The sequence below is a fragment of the Providencia sp. PROV033 genome (assembly GCF_028484855.1).
GTDB classification, from domain to species: domain Bacteria; phylum Pseudomonadota; class Gammaproteobacteria; order Enterobacterales; family Enterobacteriaceae; genus Providencia; species Providencia alcalifaciens.
Genome location: NZ_JAMPSW010000016.1, coordinates 1 through 17,853, shown reverse-complemented (window position 1 = coordinate 17,853; position 17,853 = coordinate 1). Strand labels below are relative to the sequence as shown.

General features: G+C 42.9%; 14 protein-coding genes, 1 pseudogene and 1 other annotated feature. Of the genes and pseudogenes, 7 read left to right on the top strand and 8 right to left on the bottom strand.

What is annotated here, in order from left to right:
- Window positions 1–111: 111 nt before the first annotated feature.
- The 5 genes and pseudogenes from trpA to PSF16_RS04525 form a co-directional block, all read right to left on the bottom strand.
- Window positions 112–918 carry a tryptophan synthase subunit alpha gene (gene trpA / locus PSF16_RS04545; protein WP_006658722.1) on the bottom strand — a complete coding sequence of 269 codons (807 nt, stop codon included), beginning with the start codon at window positions 916–918 and terminating at the stop codon, window positions 112–114.
- On the bottom strand, window positions 918–2,108 hold the full coding sequence (gene trpB, locus PSF16_RS04540; protein WP_006658721.1) for a tryptophan synthase subunit beta: 1,191 nt from the start codon (window positions 2,106–2,108) through the stop codon (window positions 918–920). Before trpB ends, trpA begins: the two co-directional genes overlap by 1 nt.
- Before the next feature lie 54 nt (window positions 2,109–2,162).
- Window positions 2,163–3,539: a bifunctional indole-3-glycerol-phosphate synthase TrpC/phosphoribosylanthranilate isomerase TrpF gene (gene trpCF / locus PSF16_RS04535; protein WP_272688843.1), complete on the bottom strand. Its 1,377-nt coding sequence runs from the start codon at window positions 3,537–3,539 to the stop codon at window positions 2,163–2,165.
- A 1-nt stretch (window position 3,540) separates the two neighbouring features.
- Window positions 3,541–5,171, bottom strand: a pseudogene (gene trpD, locus PSF16_RS04530) (bifunctional anthranilate synthase glutamate amidotransferase component TrpG/anthranilate phosphoribosyltransferase TrpD).
- Window positions 5,171–6,745, bottom strand: a complete 1,575-nt coding sequence (locus PSF16_RS04525; protein ID WP_272688842.1) for an anthranilate synthase component 1 — start codon at window positions 6,743–6,745, stop codon at window positions 5,171–5,173. Before PSF16_RS04525 ends, trpD begins: the two are co-directional and overlap by 1 nt.
- Window positions 6,746–6,771: 26 nt before the next feature.
- Window positions 6,772–6,873 (bottom strand) — a sequence feature (Trp leader region).
- Between the two features lie 173 nt (window positions 6,874–7,046).
- Here PSF16_RS04525 and rnm point away from each other — a divergent pair.
- The 4 genes from rnm to PSF16_RS04505 all read left to right on the top strand — a co-directional run bounded on the left by rnm (window position 7,047) and on the right by PSF16_RS04505 (window position 11,108).
- Window positions 7,047–7,919: an RNase RNM gene (gene rnm / locus PSF16_RS04520; RefSeq protein WP_272688841.1), complete on the top strand. Its 873-nt coding sequence runs from the start codon at window positions 7,047–7,049 to the stop codon at window positions 7,917–7,919.
- A 195-nt stretch (window positions 7,920–8,114) separates the two neighbouring features.
- A complete protein-coding gene (locus PSF16_RS04515) occupies window positions 8,115–8,735 on the top strand; it encodes an L-threonylcarbamoyladenylate synthase (RefSeq protein WP_006658715.1) in 621 nt (206 codons plus the stop codon).
- Window positions 8,736–8,871: 136 nt separating this feature from the next.
- Window positions 8,872–9,789 (top strand): 23S rRNA pseudouridine(2605) synthase RluB, encoded by a 918-nt coding sequence (rluB, locus tag PSF16_RS04510; protein WP_036963755.1) that lies wholly within the window; start codon window positions 8,872–8,874, stop codon window positions 9,787–9,789.
- A gap of 407 nt (window positions 9,790–10,196) precedes the next feature.
- Window positions 10,197–11,108, top strand: coding sequence for a hypothetical protein (locus PSF16_RS04505; protein ID WP_272688840.1), 912 nt, complete (start codon window positions 10,197–10,199; stop codon window positions 11,106–11,108).
- Between the two features lie 17 nt (window positions 11,109–11,125).
- Here the strand turns inward: PSF16_RS04505 and cobO are convergent, their stop codons facing one another.
- Both cobO and PSF16_RS04495 read right to left on the bottom strand, forming a co-directional pair.
- Complete coding sequence (cobO, locus tag PSF16_RS04500) at window positions 11,126–11,716, bottom strand: cob(I)yrinic acid a,c-diamide adenosyltransferase (protein WP_036963751.1); 591 nt, start codon at window positions 11,714–11,716, stop codon at window positions 11,126–11,128.
- A gap of 3 nt (window positions 11,717–11,719) precedes the next feature.
- The gene (locus tag PSF16_RS04495) at window positions 11,720–12,484 is read right to left on the bottom strand and encodes a YciK family oxidoreductase (protein WP_036965783.1); all 765 of its coding nucleotides are present in this window, start codon (window positions 12,482–12,484) and stop codon (window positions 11,720–11,722) included.
- Window positions 12,485–12,661: 177 nt separating this feature from the next.
- Here PSF16_RS04495 and sohB point away from each other — a divergent pair, with 177 nt between their 5' ends.
- Complete coding sequence (sohB, locus tag PSF16_RS04490; protein ID WP_272688839.1) at window positions 12,662–13,708, top strand: protease SohB; 1,047 nt, start codon at window positions 12,662–12,664, stop codon at window positions 13,706–13,708.
- Between the two features lie 119 nt (window positions 13,709–13,827).
- Here sohB and PSF16_RS04485 read toward each other — a convergent pair whose 3' ends face one another.
- Window positions 13,828–14,088, bottom strand: coding sequence for a DUF2498 family protein (locus PSF16_RS04485; protein ID WP_006658707.1), 261 nt, complete (start codon window positions 14,086–14,088; stop codon window positions 13,828–13,830).
- 287 nt (window positions 14,089–14,375) lie between these two features.
- Here PSF16_RS04485 and topA point away from each other — a divergent pair, with 287 nt between their 5' ends.
- Both topA and sodC read left to right on the top strand, forming a co-directional pair.
- Window positions 14,376–16,994: a type I DNA topoisomerase gene (topA, locus tag PSF16_RS04480; RefSeq protein ID WP_006661696.1), complete on the top strand. Its 2,619-nt coding sequence runs from the start codon at window positions 14,376–14,378 to the stop codon at window positions 16,992–16,994.
- 329 nt (window positions 16,995–17,323) lie between these two features.
- On the top strand, window positions 17,324–17,853 hold a 530-nt coding region (sodC, locus tag PSF16_RS04475; RefSeq protein ID WP_272688838.1), incomplete at its 3' end, for a superoxide dismutase [Cu-Zn] SodC.

The following is a 17,853-nucleotide window of genomic DNA, read 5'->3' as shown; positions in this document are numbered from 1 at the left end:
GTGATGTGAAATTTGACTAAAAACCAAAATCAATTAATTGATATTAAGAATAAAAAAACCACCCAATAATGGATGGCTTCACAAAGTCTAGATAGAAATAAATGATGGGAATTATTTCTGTGTAGCAGCTTTCATATTAGTGACAAACGTCGTTAATTTACTGAGCATCTCTTGTGGCTGCTGCAAATTATTTTCAATAATTTTGACGACAGCGGAACCGGATATTGCGCCAGCTGCACCATTACGAATCGCTTCAGCTACTTGTTCCGGTTCTGAAATACCAAATCCTTGAAGTGCAGGCGCCGCACCATATTGAGAGAGCTTATCGATTAAATGGGTTAATGGCATTTGAGCACGTTGCTCTGTTCCGGTGACCCCCGCTCGAGAAAGCAAATAAGTATAGCCTTGACTGTGTTTGCCAATTTCCTGTAGCAGGGCGTCATCACCATTTGGTGGGCAGATAAAGATAGGCGCAATACCGTGGGCTATCGCAGATTCACGGAAAGGCTTTGATTCACGCATTGGCACATCCGCAACTAAAACGGAATCTACACCTGACTGCTGACAACGTTGATAGAAAGAGTCAATACCATTAGTGAACACTAAGTTGGCATACACTAATAAGCCAATTGGCATATCGGGGTGTTTGGCACGAATACGCGCTAATAATTCAAAGCATAACGTCGGTGTGATATCGCTTTTAAAGGCACGTAAATTGGCATTTTGAATTGTCGGGCCATCCGCTAAAGGATCAGAGAACGGAATGCCTATCTCTAAGGCATCCGCACCGCCAGCGATGAGTGCATCAATAATTTTTAACGAGAGCTCAGCATCAGGGTCACCTAACGTGACAAAGGGAACGAAAGCACCTTGATTTTTTTGGTCTAAACGCTGAAAAAGTTGGGTATAACGCGTCATTAGATTTCCCCTCTGCTGGTCAAAATATCATGTACTGTAAAAATGTCTTTATCACCACGACCGGATAAATTGACAATTAACAACTGCTCTTTATTCGGATTTTGTTCTGCCATTTTGAGCGCGTAAGCCAGCGCATGGGAAGATTCCAACGCAGGAATAATGCCTTCTTTACGTGACAGCAACTTAAAGGCATTCAGCGCTTCATCATCCGTGATTGAAACGTATTCTGCTCGACCAATACTGTTTAAGTGAGCGTGTTGAGGACCCACTGACGGGAAATCTAATCCCGCAGAAATTGAATAAGACTCTTCAATTTGACCTTCAGAGGTTTGCATCATGGGGGACTTCATTCCAAAGTAAATCCCAACGCGACCGTGTTTCAAAGGAGCACCGTGTTGCCCTGATTCAATGCCATGGCCCGCGGGCTCAACACCAATTAACCCGACATTTTCTTCAGGAATAAAGGAGGCAAACATGCCGATAGCATTGGAACCGCCACCGATACAGGCGATCACCGCATCGGGCAAACGACCTTCCTTGTCTAAGATCTGTTGTTTGGCTTCATCACCAATCATCCGTTGGAATTCACGTACAATGGTTGGATAGGGATGAGGACCCGCTGCAGTCCCTAATAAATAGTGTGCGGTTTCATAGCTACCAGACCAGTCTCTTAATGCTTCATTACAGGCATCTTTTAAGGTCGCAGAGCCGCTATGGACTGGGATCACTTCCGCACCCATTAATTTCATCCGAAATACGTTAGGAGACTGACGTTCAACATCTTTCGCACCCATGTAAATACGACATTTCATATTCAATAATGCACAAGCAAGGGCGGTAGCAACACCATGTTGCCCAGCACCCGTTTCGGCAATAATTTCATTTTTGCCCATGCGTTTTGCCAGTAAGGCTTGCCCTAAAACTTGGTTAGTTTTGTGGGCGCCCCCGTGAAGGAGGTCTTCACGCTTTAAATAGAGTTTGGTTTTTGTTCCCGCAGTCAGATTACGGCACAGGGTTAACGCAGTTGGACGACCCGCATAATTTTTGAGTAGGTCATGAAATTCCGTTAAGAATGCAGGATCATTTTGGGCATCAATAAAGGCATCTTCCAACTGGTTTAATGCAGGGATCAGGATTTCTGGGACATATTGCCCACCAAACTCACCGAAATAGGGGTCTAATTTGCTCATTATTTATTATCCATTTTAAAATTGTGTGTTCTGTATTGATGAATGTGTTTTTGGCTAAAGTGCTATACGGGCATTCTTCAATACATCAAAGACTTGGTTTAGTTTATGTTCGGATTTAATACCCGGCTCAATCTCAATACCTGAGTTAAAATCAAGCCCATTACAAACGAGTTGTGCCGCTTGCTGGCAATTATCTGGGTTGAGTCCACCAGCAATCATCAGCTTATGTGAGCTATTGACGGGGATATTTGACCAATCAAAGGTTTTACCTGTACCACCTGCACCATTATCTAATAGCAAGATATCGACTAAAGTTGGGTCATAATCAATAACTTGATTATCTGCCATGTTAAGTGCTTTCCAAATATGACAGTGCGCGGGCAAGATTTCACGGAGCTGGGCAATGTAAGCATTGTCTTCGTTACCGTGAAGCTGAACAGCGTGAAGTGCTAGCTGTTGTGCAATATGTGATACAAAATCAACGGATTGATCGCGAAAAACACCCACATATTTAAGCGGGGTTGAGTGAATAATCTGCTTTGCTTGTGACAATGTCACTTTACGGGGTGATTTTTCCGCAAAAATCAATCCACCAAAATTAGCACCAGCAGCAAAAGCCGCTTTAGCATCTTGCTCTCGGGTTAAACCACAGACTTTATGTTCGCCAACTAATAAATTACGCAGTGCTTGTGGTAAATCTGCTTGTTCCATCAAGGCACTGCCAATTAAGAATCCATTTGCGACATCGACAAGGCTTTGAATATGTTGATGTTGTAAAATGCCCGATTCACTGATCACCACCGTACCCGCAGGTAAACGCGGAGCTAGCTGACGAGTGCGATTGAGGTCAATGGACATATCACGTAGGTCACGGTTATTGATCCCGACAACTTTGGCTCTCAACTTGATAGCGCGCTGCAATTCACCTTCATTACTGATTTCAGTGAGTACGCCCATATTGAGTTGGTGTGCCACATCTGCTAATGCAATGTATTGCTCATCGTCCAATACCGATAGCATAAGTAATATAGCATCTGCTTGGTAATAGCGAGCAAGGTATATCTGATAAGGGTCGACAATGAAATCTTTGCACAGAACAGGTTGTTTCACGGTATTGCTGACGATAGTCAGATAATCCATTTTACCTTGGAAATATTTTTCATCGGTAAGAACAGAAATTGCAGAAGCATAAGGAGCATACATGCTGGCAATGACCGCAGGATCGAAATCTTCACGGATCACTCCTTTTGATGGCGATGCTTTTTTACACTCTAAAATAAAGACAGGGCGTTTAGCTTGTAATGCCGCATAAAAACCACGTTGCGCAGGTTGCACTTCAGATTGGAAACTCGCCAGCGGTTGGTGCAATTTGCGTTCAACCAAGTAGGTCAGTTTGTCATCTACAATCTTCTGTAATACAGTGCCTTTCATTTTAGTGCTCCCTTGCAGCTAGTGCCAGAACGCGGTCAAATGCTTTGCCGCTACGAATAATATTGAGTGCGTGTTCGCTGTTTTCTTTTAAATCTTCGTAACCATTAATACGTAATAACATCGCGACATTGGCAGCAACAGCGGCTTCATGAGCGGCTTGACCATGTCCTTGTAATAATTGAGTTAACAGAAAACGATTCTCATCGGGCGTACCGCCTTCTAAATCTTTTAGTTGATAGGGTGTTAAGCCAAAATCGTCAGCTGTTAAGATATATTGCTGCACTTCGCCATTTTTTAGTTCGGCTACATGGGTTGGCGCATGAAGAGAAACTTCATCCATCCCTCCACTATGTACCACAGCTGCACGAGTAAACCCAAGCATTTGCATGGTTTTTGCAACGGGCTCAACCAGTGAATCTTGATACACGCCAACTAAAGCGAGCGGTGGACGCGCAGGGTTGATTAATGGACCCAGTACATTAAATAGGGTGCGCGTCTTTAACTGAGTGCGAACCGGCGCAGCATGACGGAATCCACTGTGATATTGTGGCGCAAATAAAAAGCATAAACCTAATTCATCTAAGGCATCACGAGCACTCTGAGCACTTAAATCTAATGCAATTCCAAATGCAGCAAGTAAATCAGAGGAACCAGAACGACTTGAAACGCTACGGTTACCGTGTTTGGCTACTTTGATCCCACATTCGGCAGCCACAAAAGCGCTGGCGGTTGAAATGTTAATGCTGTTTGCTCCATCACCACCGGTCCCGACAATATCGCTAAATTGATAATCAGGGCGTGGGAATGGCTGCGCGTTTTCCAAGCATGCCAGTGCGGCACCTGCAATTTCTTGAGGTTGTTCACCGCGCATTTTCATGCTGATCAGCACCGCGGCAAGTTGGGGCTCCGTGAGCTCACCTTGAATGATGGCGTTAAAGAGGTATTGGCTCTCTTGTTGAGTTAACGCTTGCGCCTTAAATAATTTATCGTAAATGTTTTGCATGATTGGCTCTCTGTGTCCCATTAGTGCGAATGTGTTGTTGTTTTGTTGGGGGAAGAAAGCGCCCATGCCACGGTGTTTTCTAATAACAACTTACCTTGCGTGGTTAAGATGGATTCAGGGTGGAACTGGAATCCACACACTCGCTGCTCATCATTGCGCACGGCCATAACCATACCGTTAGACTGTGCACAAATGGTTAATGATTCAGGAACTTGGCTACCTACTAAAGAGTGATAACGCGCCACTGAAATTGGGTTATCTAAATCAGCAAACATCGCTTGACCATCATGGGTCGCCATTGAGGCTTTACCATGTAATATTTCTCCCGCTGGAGAAACAACGCCGCCATACGCTTCAACAATGGCTTGATGCCCTAAGCAAATACCAATCACCGGAATTTTTCCTAACGCAGATTTAAGCACTTCAGGCATACAACCGGCTTCACTGGGTTTTCCTGGTCCGGGAGAAAGCACCAAAATCGGGTCATTCAATTGTGTCAGTACGGATAAAACATGTTCTGCACTGACGGTGTTACGGTAGATCACGACCTGATGACCACTGGCACGTAATTGGTCGACCAAGTTGTAAGTAAAAGAGTCAACATTATCGAGTAGTAAGATGTTAGCCATTAGAATAACTCCTCAACTTGGTGGGCTTGAGCAATCGCGCGGATCACTGCACGTGCCTTATTACGCGTTTCGTCGGCTTCACCTTGCGGGGAGGAGTCGAGTACCACACCACCGCCGGCTTGCACTGTCGCAATACCATTTTCAACATACGCTGAGCGAATAACGATACAGGTATCAAAATCCCCTTTGCCGTTGAAGTACCCGACAGCGCCACCGTAGGAGCCGCGACGTTCTTTTTCACATTCGGCAATCAATTGCATGGCTTTGACTTTTGGCGCACCAGTTAGTGTTCCCATATTCATACAGGCTTGATAGGCATGAAATACATCTAAATCACGACGTAAAGTGCCCACAACATGAGAGACTAGGTGCATCACAAAAGAGTAGCGATCGACTTTGGTCAAATTGGCGACATAACAGCTACCCGCTTCGCAAATGCGTGCTAAATCATTACGAGCCAAGTCTACGAGCATGATGTGTTCCGCGAGCTCTTTTTCATCCGTGCGCATTGCTAATTCGATGCGACTATCTAAATCCAAGTCGATATTCCCTTGCGCATTACGTCCACGAGGACGAGTCCCTGCGATAGGGTAGATTTCGACAACACGACTTTGTTGGCTGTATTTCAATGCACTTTCAGGTGATGCGCCAAACAGCGTAAAGTCGTTGTCTTGCATAAAAAACATATAAGGGCTTGGGTTTTGTGCTTTGAGTTTTTGATAGGCAATCAAGGGTTGTGCACATGGCATACTAAATTTACGCGATGGCACAACTTGGAAGATATCCCCACGATAAATCGCCTCTTTTAGTGTATTCACCACCTTGCCATACTCTGTATCGTCTTTATTGATAGTGACGCTGAACTTAGTGGGTTCCCCCAAAGGCAAGGTGGGTAAGTATGGTCGGCAAGCCACGATAATGTCATTATGACGTTGTTGTACTTGTGCTACTGCTTGTACATTTGCAGTAAAAAATAAGCTTTTCAAACGTGCCGCTTGGTTCTGATGGTCGATCACTAAATAGTGTTCAGCGACAAAAAAGCAGAAATCAGGGCACTGGTTAGTCGCGGTTACTTCAGGTAATTCTTCAAAATTTGCGACTAAATCGTAGGCGAATAACCCACCCATGAAGAGAATTTCAGGCTTGGTGTAGTAGGCTTGTGCCAGTGCAGGCAATGTCCGTAATACATCTAAGCAGGATGCGCTTTTTAAGCGGCTATCTTCATCTAATTGACTTTCTGGTTGCGCAAAAACAACGGTCAAATGCTCTGTTGTTAAATCACAACGAAGGGCTTGCTCTGTTAACTGCTCACTGATTAATGGCAGAAGTGCTTGCCCATTTTGGGTTAATGCTTCAATTTCGACACGTTGACCAAATGCTCGGATACGTAATGCGCTGTCGACGATTAACAAACTTTGTAAATTGGCTTTGTTGTTGACTTCCGCCGACTCTAACAACATGGTAGCGGGTTTATTCTGGCACAGATGATTAAATAGCAACGTTGGGTCTGGTTGATAGTTAATTGGGCTATCCAGATAATTAAAATGTGCTAATGTGGTGTTTTGTTTGTTCATTTTGCTGCCTTAAGCTAATTTCAGACATAAAAAAACCCGCTGGTTGAGGGCGGGTTCGGCACTGAGGCATTAACAATTTATGCGCGTGCGGCTTCCGCCCAATTTGGGAAGTCGCGCCACCAACGATTTGATAAATTGAATAAAGTCATACATGCCTCACTGGATAAACAAATTGGTTTTAAATGTTTTTTGGATGTAACTAATCTTTCGTACTAGTAAACTGGATCATGAGGTTTGTGTCAATAGTTGTTTGTATTTATTTTTAATTTTCGTTAAGTCGAAGAAGGGAGAAGGTAACATCATGTCGCAAGATTCGACGCCAATAGTGACTCGCTATGACTTACATAGCCATACGAATGCATCAGATGGGGATTTAACGCCCGCTGAGTTAGTCGAACGTGCGATAGTAATGGGTGTGAATGTCTTATCAATTACGGATCATGATACTTGTGATGGGGTGATTGCCGCCAGGGCATATCTTGCAGAAAATCCGCGTCCATTAACACTCGTTAATGGCGTTGAAATATCCACCCTGTGGGAAAATATTGAAATTCATATTGTTGGGCTAAATTTTTCACCGAGTGAGCCTGCAATGGCGACGTTGTTGGAGCAGCAATCACAGCGTCGTTTAGAACGTGGCATTGAAATGGGACGACGTTTGCAAAAAGCAGGAATTGATGATGCATGGGAGAATGCACAAGCACTTTCAGGTGGTGGACAGGTAACTCGGGCGCATTTTGCGCAATATATTGTCAAAACTGGCAAAGAGAAAACGATTAATAATGTGTTCAAGCGCTACCTTGCGAAAGGAAAGACTGGTTATGTACCGGCTCAGTGGTGCAGCATTCAAGAGGCCGTCGACGCGATTCATCGCGCGGGTGGTGTTGCGGTATTAGCCCATCCATCAAAATATCAACTTTCCAATAAGTGGTTAAGACGGCTGATCGACTATTTTAAAGCTTGCCAAGGGGATGCGATGGAGATATCCCACTGTCAGCAGCCAGCGAATGAGAAGCAATTTTTAGGGGAATTAGCGCAAGGCGCCGAATTGAAAACGTCAGTCGGCTCTGATTTTCATCGACCGTGTTCGTGGATTGAACTAGGACGCAATCTATGGCTCCCTAATGATAATCATGCGGTTTGGACGCTGTGGGATCAGATAAAAACCGCTTAGTTTATGAGAATATAACCTAATTTATTGATGGATCACGGTTTGGGTGTAAAATACTCTGCAATATAAATTATTTTATTGAACCGCAATATTATTTGATAAAGGTAATATTGTGGTTGTTATGTCTTGCAAATAGATAGTGCCATTTTTAGGTCGTTCACCGGATGATGCTGTCGATACTCAACTATAGAGGTCACTATGAGCCAGTTTTTCTATATCCATCCGGACAACCCTCAGGCAAGGCTGATTAGCCAAAGCGTTGAAATCCTGAATAAAGGCGGCGTTGTGGTTTACCCGACAGATTCAGGTTATGCCATTGGTTGTCGTTTAGAAGAAAAAAATGCCCTAGAACGTATTTGCCGTATCCGTAAATTGGATTCAAATCATAACTTTACGTTAATGTGTCGTGATTTATCTGAGCTTTCTAACTATGCGCATGTAGATAACACCGTATTTCGTTTAATTAAGAACAATACACCGGGTAACTACACGTTTATTTTGAAAGCGACGAAAGAAGTACCGCGCCGTTTAATGAATGAAAAACGTAAAACAATTGGTTTACGTGTTCCTTCAAATCCAATTGCGCGTGATCTGTTGGAAGCCGTAGGGGAGCCATTAATGTCCACCAGCTTGATTTTACCGGGAGATGATTTTACGCAATCTGATCCTGAAGAGATCCGCGATTTACTGGATAAACAAGTGGACTTAGTGATCCATGGCGGCTACATCGGTCAAAAACCAACGACGGTTATTGATTTTACGGATGACACACCGGTTGTTGCTCGCGTTGGAACCGGTGACCCAAGCCCCTTTGAGTAAGCTTATTTGCCAAGAAGATTAGTAATAGGGGATCAGGATAAACCTGTGTATAATGCGCAGGTTTTCAAATTCATCACTTTTTGCCTATTGAGCGAGAAGTTATTTGACGCCTGTGAAGGCGACAGCTGAGGATCTCATGAGTTCTAAACCGCAACAAACTGAAAAGTTACAAAAAATCCTTGCCCGTTCAGGGCATGGTTCCCGCCGAGAAATCGAAGGATTACTTAAAGAAGGTCGCATTAGTGTTGATGGTAAAATGGCAACACTGGGTGACCGTGTTGAAGTTAAAGCGACAACAAAAATTCGTTTAGATGGCCGCCTTTTAGCGATTAAAGAGCCAGAAAAAGAAATCTGCCGTGTCATGGCATACTACAAACCAGAAGGGGAATTGTGTACTCGTCATGACCCTGAAGGACGTCCAACAGTATTTAATCGTTTACCAAGATTGACTGGCGCTCGCTGGATAGCGGTAGGTCGTCTTGATGTGAATACCAGTGGTTTACTGTTATTCACGACGGATGGCGAATTAGCTAACCGTTTAATGCACCCAAGCCGTGAAGTCGAACGTGAGTATGCGGTACGTGTATTTGGTGAAATCACGGACGCAAAAATTCGTCAGTTAACTACGGGTGTTCAATTAGAAGATGGTCCTGCATCGTTTAAAACGGTGTCATACCGTGGTGGTGAAGGAATGAACCAGTGGTATAACGTCACGTTAACGGAAGGTCGTAACCGTGAAGTTCGCCGCTTATGGGAATCTGTTGGTGTTCAAGTCAGCCGGCTGATCCGTGTTCGTTACGGGGATATTGACCTCCCTAAAGGTTTACCGCGTGGTGGTTGGACGGAGTTAGGTTTAGAGCAAACTAACTATTTAAGAGAGTTAGTTGAGCTGGATGTTGAAACAGAAAGTAAAGTGTCTGTTGAGCGCGATCAGCGCCGCATCAAAGCGAACCAAATTCGTCGTGCAGTGAAGCGTCATACTCAAGTTGCATCACGCCCAGCGGCGAAACGCCAATCTTCGCGTCCAACAGCAAAACGTCGTACTCGAATCTAATTTGTACTGCGTTATTTAGCAGATTTTAAAGAGGTTATGGTATGCGCCATAACCTTTTTTTATTTCATTTAGATTGAAATTCTGAAATTATCCGCTAATTTTTGATACTCAATTTTTCATTCTCACATTATCTATTTCAATGTTTTTCCAATTAATAGAAATAAAATAACAAGAGAGTAAATAAATTACCAACCCAGTCCTTTTATGATTAGTAAAGGGTGAAATAAAATACACTGAGCAATTTTGGTTATTACTTTTACTTCTTTGTTATTTTAGTATTTAAAACTTAAAATACTCAAGCTAAGAGTTTATAAGGTGCTTGTCACATTGTGACACTTTCATATTGTGTAAGTTGTATATTTAATCTATTTTTATCATGATGAAATAAATAAAAGGTTTTAATATTTATGTTATGTACAAAGTCGGCGAAATATGCGGCAGTCTTGAGTTTTGGCATAACAAGTTGCGATGCATATCAACCACATACCTCTGAAAATGGGCGCTTCTTCTTCAGTAATGAATCGTTAGATAATTACTCATTTTTTATTGATAATAAACTGATAGTGATCCCTAGAGAATCTGTGGGAAGTTTATATTTGAAACAAGGCTTACATTCCATGACGATGGAGCAAGGTAAACATATTTATTTTATGGTTTACCCTGGTAATAAAGGGGGAATATTAAATCCTCAGCAGCATATTTATTATTCCTATAGCTTTGTCTATGGGAATAATGGAATTCCGTCGATACATGATCAGATAGTGCAAGAATTAAAGGTTGGCGATTATCGAGTAAAAGGAAGAGTTCAGAGCAGTGATGATATCATTATTGATAATAACGTATTCAACTGTGATTATCCTATTGGTACTCGGATCCCAGACGAATTAAATTCATTGACCAACGTAAGTAAAATAAAAACAAAGTGTTTTTCATATTTAGAATTCATTAATGCAATTTCCAGTGATGATAAACAAATAAAACAGGTTTCGGTACGTGAAGATAAATCTGTACAACAGGATACAGTGAGCCTGATGTTTGACTATCCTGTGATACTTCCGGTTTCTGACGATCAAAACATTCAGCAGTATGCAGAGAAAGTGAATGCTATTATCCACGCTTATCGGCGTTCAGACGACCCGACAACGAAGCAAGATTTTTATAATCAATATCGTCTCGAGGTATCGAGTATGGCTGAAATTTATAGTCAGTGGGATACTGAGGACCATTGTTTAGAAGAGCGACAAAAATATGTGTTATTTTTGTCGCAAACTGCAGCTATATTCAGCGCGGGTGTTTTAAAACTTCATGATATGCCTTAATTCGCTGTCACTAACTATTACCAATCAATGCCTTTTTGCGCTTTAATCCCTGCGTCAAACGCATGTTTAATGGGGCGCATCTCCGTCACGGTATCAGCGAATTCCAGTAATTCACGGTGACAACCTCGGCCTGTAATGATGACCGACTGATTTTCGGGGCGGCAGCTCAGCGCATTCATGACCTCAGCAAGTGGGAGATAATGGTAACTCACCATATAAGTAAGCTCATCAAGAATCACTAAGTCATACTGTGGGTCTTGCAGTAATTGAAGAGCGTGCAGCCATGTTTCGAGACAAGCTTGTGTATCCGTATGCTTGTTCTGAGTTTCCCATGTGAAACCCGTCGACATGACATAAAAAGGAACCCCGTGGGGTTCCAAAAGATTTCGTTCTCCATTGTCCCAGCTGCCTTTAATAAACTGGACAATCGCGACTTTTTTGCCATGACCGACCGCACGACACGCTGTACCAAAGGCAGCCGTCGTTTTTCCTTTACCGTTGCCGGTGAAGACAATCAGGATCCCTCGTTCTAATTGTGCGGCATCTATACGTTCATCCACTTTTTGTTTCAAACGTTGTTGACGTTCTTCGTGTCGGTCTTGGCTCATGGTTTACTCCGCTTTAATCGGCTTTAAATTTGGTTGAGCATCTACACTTGTTCCCGTTTGGTCGACGCTATCATCACCCATTAAGTATAGATAAGTTGGCATAATATCGGCGGGCGTTTTTAACGTCATTGGATCCTCTCCTGGTGCTGCACCAGCGCGCATTGCGGTGCGCGTGCGTCCTGGATTGATGCAGTTTACACGTAAACCGGTGCCTTGATATTCATCAGCTAAGACTTGCATTAAACCTTCCGTTGCAAATTTAGAAACGGCATAGACGCCCCAATTTGCACGACCTTGTTTGCCGACACTAGAACTGGTGAATATAAGAGATGCATGGGGCGCTTTCTCTAATAAAGGTAATAGAGCTTGAGTTAGCATAAACCCAGCATTCACATTGACTTGCATAACGTCATGCCACAGCTGAGCGGGTTGTTCACTTATTGGAGCGATATTCCCCAGTAATCCTGCGCTGTGTAATACGCCATCTAAATAAGGATGTTGTTTAGCAATATCGTCTGCGATGGCTTGGCAATCGTCGGGTGTCGCAGTCAGTAAATCAATAAGGTAGCTTTCTGATGTTGAACCCGTGACGTCTTGAATTTCTTGTTTAATTGCGGCTAATTTTTGCGGGTTTCTACCCAATAAAATGACGGATGCGCCAAAGCGTGCATAAGTTAATGCTGCTTCTTGACCAATCCCATCAGTAGCGCCGGTGATTAAGATAGTTTTACCATTCAAAAGATCTTGTCTAGGCTGATAATGAAGCATAATTTTTCCTATCGTCATGATTCGCGTTGAGGGTTATCATCGCGTAAATTGCGCGGGAGGGCAATTTACCACATTTGTTTAACGTCTGTGGTTATTGATAACAATTTTTTTACTGGTTGTTTTTGAACAATCATGCGATCATTTTTTATTAGTGTTAAATACGAGAAGGATCAACCTGTGGAGTATTTCTCTTTGTATGGACTGTTTTTAGCAAAAGTGGTGACGATTGTGGTTGCTATTGTGGTTATTGCTGTATTTGTATTTGGTGTCGGAATGAGACGCCAAGGAAGTAAAGGTGCATTAAAAATTACAGATTTAGGTGAGAGCTACCGCGAACGCCAACGCCAAATGCAACAAATCAAAATGAATGATTCTGAGCAAAAAGCGTGGACAAAGGCATTTAAAAAACAGGAAAAAGCGAAAGCGAAAAGTGAAAAATCAGGGGCAAAAGTAGGGCAAACTGCCGTCAAAAAGCCTTGCTTATATGTCTTAGACTTTAAAGGCAGCATGGATGCTCGTGAAGTTAGCTCTTTACGTGAAGAAATCAGTGCAATTCTGGCAGTTGCGGAAGCTCAAGATGAAGTTTTACTGCGTTTAGAAAGCCCAGGTGGATTAGTCCATGGTTACGGTTTAGCGGCATCTCAATTAATGAGATTGAAAGAGAAAAATATTCCACTTACTGTTGCGGTTGATAAAGTCGCGGCGAGTGGCGGTTATATGATGGCGTGTATCGCAAATAAAATTGTTGCAGCGCCGTTTTCTATTATTGGTTCGATCGGTGTTGTCGCGCAGGTACCTAATATTCACCGTTTACTGAAAAAACATGATGTAGACGTAGAGTTACACACTGCGGGGGAATACAAGCGTACATTGACGATGCTGGGTGAAAACACCGAGCAAGGGCGCAAGAAGTTTGTTGAGGATTTGAACTCAACGCATGAGCTGTTCAAAGATTTTGTTCATCAAAATCGCCCATCTCTTGATATTGCTGCTGTTGCAACAGGGGAATACTGGTATGGAACTCAAGCGCTAGAAAAAGGTTTGGTGGATCAGATTGGGGTGAGTGATGACCTGATCATTGATGCAATTGAAACCAAAGAAATCGTTAGAATCCGTTTTGTCATGAGTAAAAAAATGGTAGAGCGTTTTACCAGTAGTGCGGCTGAAAGTGCGGATAAGCTATTATTACGCTGGTGGCAGCGAGGTCAAAAACCGCTATTATAAAAATAACGGTTATAAAATGTATGTTATAAAGAGAAATAACATTCATTGAATATTGACGACGTAATGTTCAATTTGAACTACCCTTAAAAATACCGGCCAATAAAGCCGGTATTTTTTTATTACTGTTCAGACTCAAGCAGTCGATACTGTTCAGAAAATACGTGTGCTAAATGCTTATACATGTTAAAAGCCGCAGGGCTTTTTAGGGTTGGAATGCCATTTTCATCAAGGAAGAACTCCCCTTTGAAGACCAAAACATCGCGATGTTGCTCGACATTATCCACGAACATGCCGTCGAGGTATTCATCGTGGTTTTTAATGATTTCGTTGGCTTTTTCAAGTAGTTCTTGCTTTGAAATAGTTTGAATCTCAGTGTTCATAGAATGCCTCTCTTGAAAAAATAATTGGTTGCTTCTAGCATTTTATCAGGTAGAGTGTGTGTTTTTCAATGCGGCTAAACCGCATTATGTGGTTAAAATCAGTCAACTAGAGCAATTTGTATGCTTTATAAAATAATGTGGCTGGTGGATAAAATTCGTTTCGTTACAAATTATTGTACGAAAAAATATTGATATATTGTGATTCTGTCGCAATATAAAAAAGAGATTCTCATTTTGCGCATTTGAATAGAAAAATGCGCCTTCTTTGATAGTAGGTAAAGGTAAATATGGGTAAAGCTCTTGTTATAGTGGAGTCCCCGGCAAAAGCCAAAACGATCAATAAATATCTTGGCAGTGGCTACGTTGTAAAAAGCAGCGTCGGCCATATTCGTGATCTGCCGAAAAGCGGCTCTGGCTCACAATCCGGCTCACCGAAGAGTACAGGCTCATCTACCGATAAAGCAAAGACCGACAAAACGAAAAAAGTTAAGAAGGATCCTCAAGATGCGTTAGTTAAACGTATGGGGATCGACCCTTATCATGGTTGGAAGGCGAATTACCAAATTTTGCCGGGTAAGGAAAAGGTCGTTTCTGAATTAAAAGCGTTAGCCGCAGATGCTGACCACGTCTACCTCGCGACGGACCTTGACCGCGAAGGGGAAGCAATTGCGTGGCATTTACGCGAAGTGATCGGTGGTGATGACTCTCGTTTTAGTCGTGTTGTGTTTAACGAAATCACTAAAAATGCGATTACTCAAGCATTTGAAAGCCCAGGTGAATTGAATATCGACCGTGTTAATGCTCAGCAAGCACGTCGCTTTATGGACCGTGTCGTTGGTTACATGGTGTCTCCATTATTATGGAAAAAAGTGGCACGTGGATTATCAGCTGGGCGTGTACAGTCTGTTGCAGTGAGACTGATTGTTGAACGCGAACGAGAAATTAAAGCTTTTGTTCCTGAAGAATATTGGGAACTGCATGCGGATTTAGCGGATAAAAGCGCCGTTAATTTACGCTTAGAAGTGACTTCTCAGTCAGGAAAATCATTTAAACCTGTTAATAAAGTACAAACAGAAGCTGCGGTTAAATTACTGGAAAAAGCACGTTATCAAGTGATTGATCGTGAAGATAAACCGACATCCAGCAAACCCAGCGCGCCATTCATCACATCCACGCTGCAACAAGCGGCGAGCACTCGCTTAAGCTTTGGTGTGAAGAAAACCATGATGATGGCTCAGCGTTTGTATGAAGCAGGTTATATTACCTATATGCGTACTGACTCAACCAACTTGAGCCAAGACGCAGTAAATATGGTTCGCGGTTATATTTCTGACAACTTTGGTGCGCAATACTTACCAAAAGACGCGAACGTTTATACCAGTAAAGATAATTCCCAAGAAGCGCACGAAGCTATTCGTCCATCCAATGTTGATGTGTTGCCAGACTCACTAAAAGACATGGAAAACGATGCAAAACGTTTATACCAGTTGATTTGGAATCAATTTGTGGCTTGTCAAATGACACCTGCAAAATACGACTCTACAACATTAACGGTGAAAGCGGGCGATTTCGAATTAAAAGCGAAAGGTCGCACTTTACGTTTTGATGGTTGGACGAGAGTCATGCCAGCACTGCGTAAAAATGACGAAGATAAAACTTTACCTGCGATCCCAGTAGGCACTGAGTTATCGTTGGTAGAATTGTTGCCAAGTCAACACTTTACGAAGCCACCAGCACGCTTTAGTGAAGCATCTTTAGTTAAAGAATTAGAAAAACGTGGCATTGGTCGCCCGTCAACATATGCGGCTATCATTTCGACGATCCAAGATCGTGGCTATGTGAAAGTAGAAAACCGCCGGTTCTATGCGGAAAAAATGGGTGAGATCGTCACGGATCGTTTGGAAGAAAACTTCAACGACTTGATGAACTATGACTTTACTGCCCGCATGGAAAATCAGTTAGACCATGTTGCGAACCATGAAGCCGAGTGGAAAGCGGTTCTGGATGAATTCTTCTCTGACTTTAGCAAGCAGTTAGATATTGCTGAAAAAGACCCTGAAGAAGGGGGAATGCGTACCAATCCAATGGTTATCACGTCGATTGTTTGCCCTGACTGTGAACGCCATATGGGAATTCGTACTGCATCAACAGGGGTGTTCTTAGGTTGCTCCGGCTATGCACTGCCGCCAAAAGAGCGCTGTAAGAAAACCATTAATCTGATCCCTGAAGATGAAGTTCTTAACATCCTTGAAGGCGATGATGCCGAAACCAACGCCTTAAGAGCAAAACGTCGTTGTCCAAAATGTGGCACCGCGATGGATAGCTACTTAATCGATAATGGTCGTAAACTCCATGTTTGTGGTAATAACCCAGCATGTGAAGGCTATGAAATCGAAGAGGGCGAGTTCCGCATCAAAGGTTACGATGGTCCGGTGATCGAATGCGACAAATGCGGTTCTGAAATGCACCTGAAAATGGGGCGTTTTGGTAAATACATGGGTTGTACCAACGAAGAGTGTAAAAATACTCGCAAGATCTTAAAAAGTGGTGAAATTGCACCGCCTAAAGAAGATCCAGTACCGTTACCAGAACTGCCATGTGAAAAATCAGATGCTTATTTCGTGCTACGTGATGGCGCTGCCGGTGTTTTCCTTGCGGCAAATACGTTCCCGAAATCAAGGGAAACTCGCGCACCATTAGTGGCAGAACTGCAACGATTTAAAGACAGACTACCAGAAAAATTGGCGTATTTAGCGGAAGCACCAGCGCAAGACGAAGAAGGTAACCCAACAGTGGTTCGCTTTAGCCGTAAAACGAAACAGCAATATGTTTCGTCAGAGAAAGACGGTAAGGCAACAGGTTGGAGTGCTTTTTATGTGGATGGTGTTTGGAAAGCCAAAGAATAGTTTTTTATTCTTCATACTTTGCACCGTAGCGGTGCTGGCAGCACTCGCTAACCCTAGTCACATACTTGTGTATGCTCCTAGGGATTAGCTCGATTGCCGCCTTGTTCTAAGGCGAACTATTTAGAATAATAGTTTGGAATTCGGTAACGAAGTTCAGAATCAAAGCTAAATCCAAATCTACAATCATATAAAAGAGCCCTCTGGGCTCTTTTTTTGTTCATAACTCGATAGCTCTCACATAACAAAAGCAGTAATCGCCCATTTTTATTCATTTATTATGCTAACGTTTAACTTAAGGATAATACACAGCGTGAATGACTGGAGGCGGTATGAAGTTCAAATTATGTTTGTTAGCAACATTATTCACAGCCAGCGCGGCATATGCAGCACAAACCACGGTAGAGCTAAAAGAAGCAACAGCCAAAGGTGATGGTAAAGCCATTGGCGAAGTAGTGATTTCTGAAACCGAATACGGATTACTCTTCACTCCAAAACTCTCTGGATTACAAGCGGGAGGCGTGCATGGCTTCCATGTACATGAAAACCCAAGTTGCGACCCAGGGGAAAAAGAGGGCAAAACAGTTCCAGCATTAAAAGCAGGTGGGCATTTAGACCCCGTGAAAACAGGCGTACACAAAGGACCTTATGATAAAACAGGTCATCTTGGAGATTTACCAGGCTTAGTGGTTGATAGCCAAGGCAATGCAACCTACAGCGTCCTTGCACCAAAATTAAAATCCTTGAAGGATATCCAGAACCGAGCATTAATGGTGCACGCAGGTGGGGATAATTATTCAGATCATCCAGAGGTGTTAGGCGGTGGGGGGGCTAGAATGGCCTGCGGCATCATTCCTTCGTC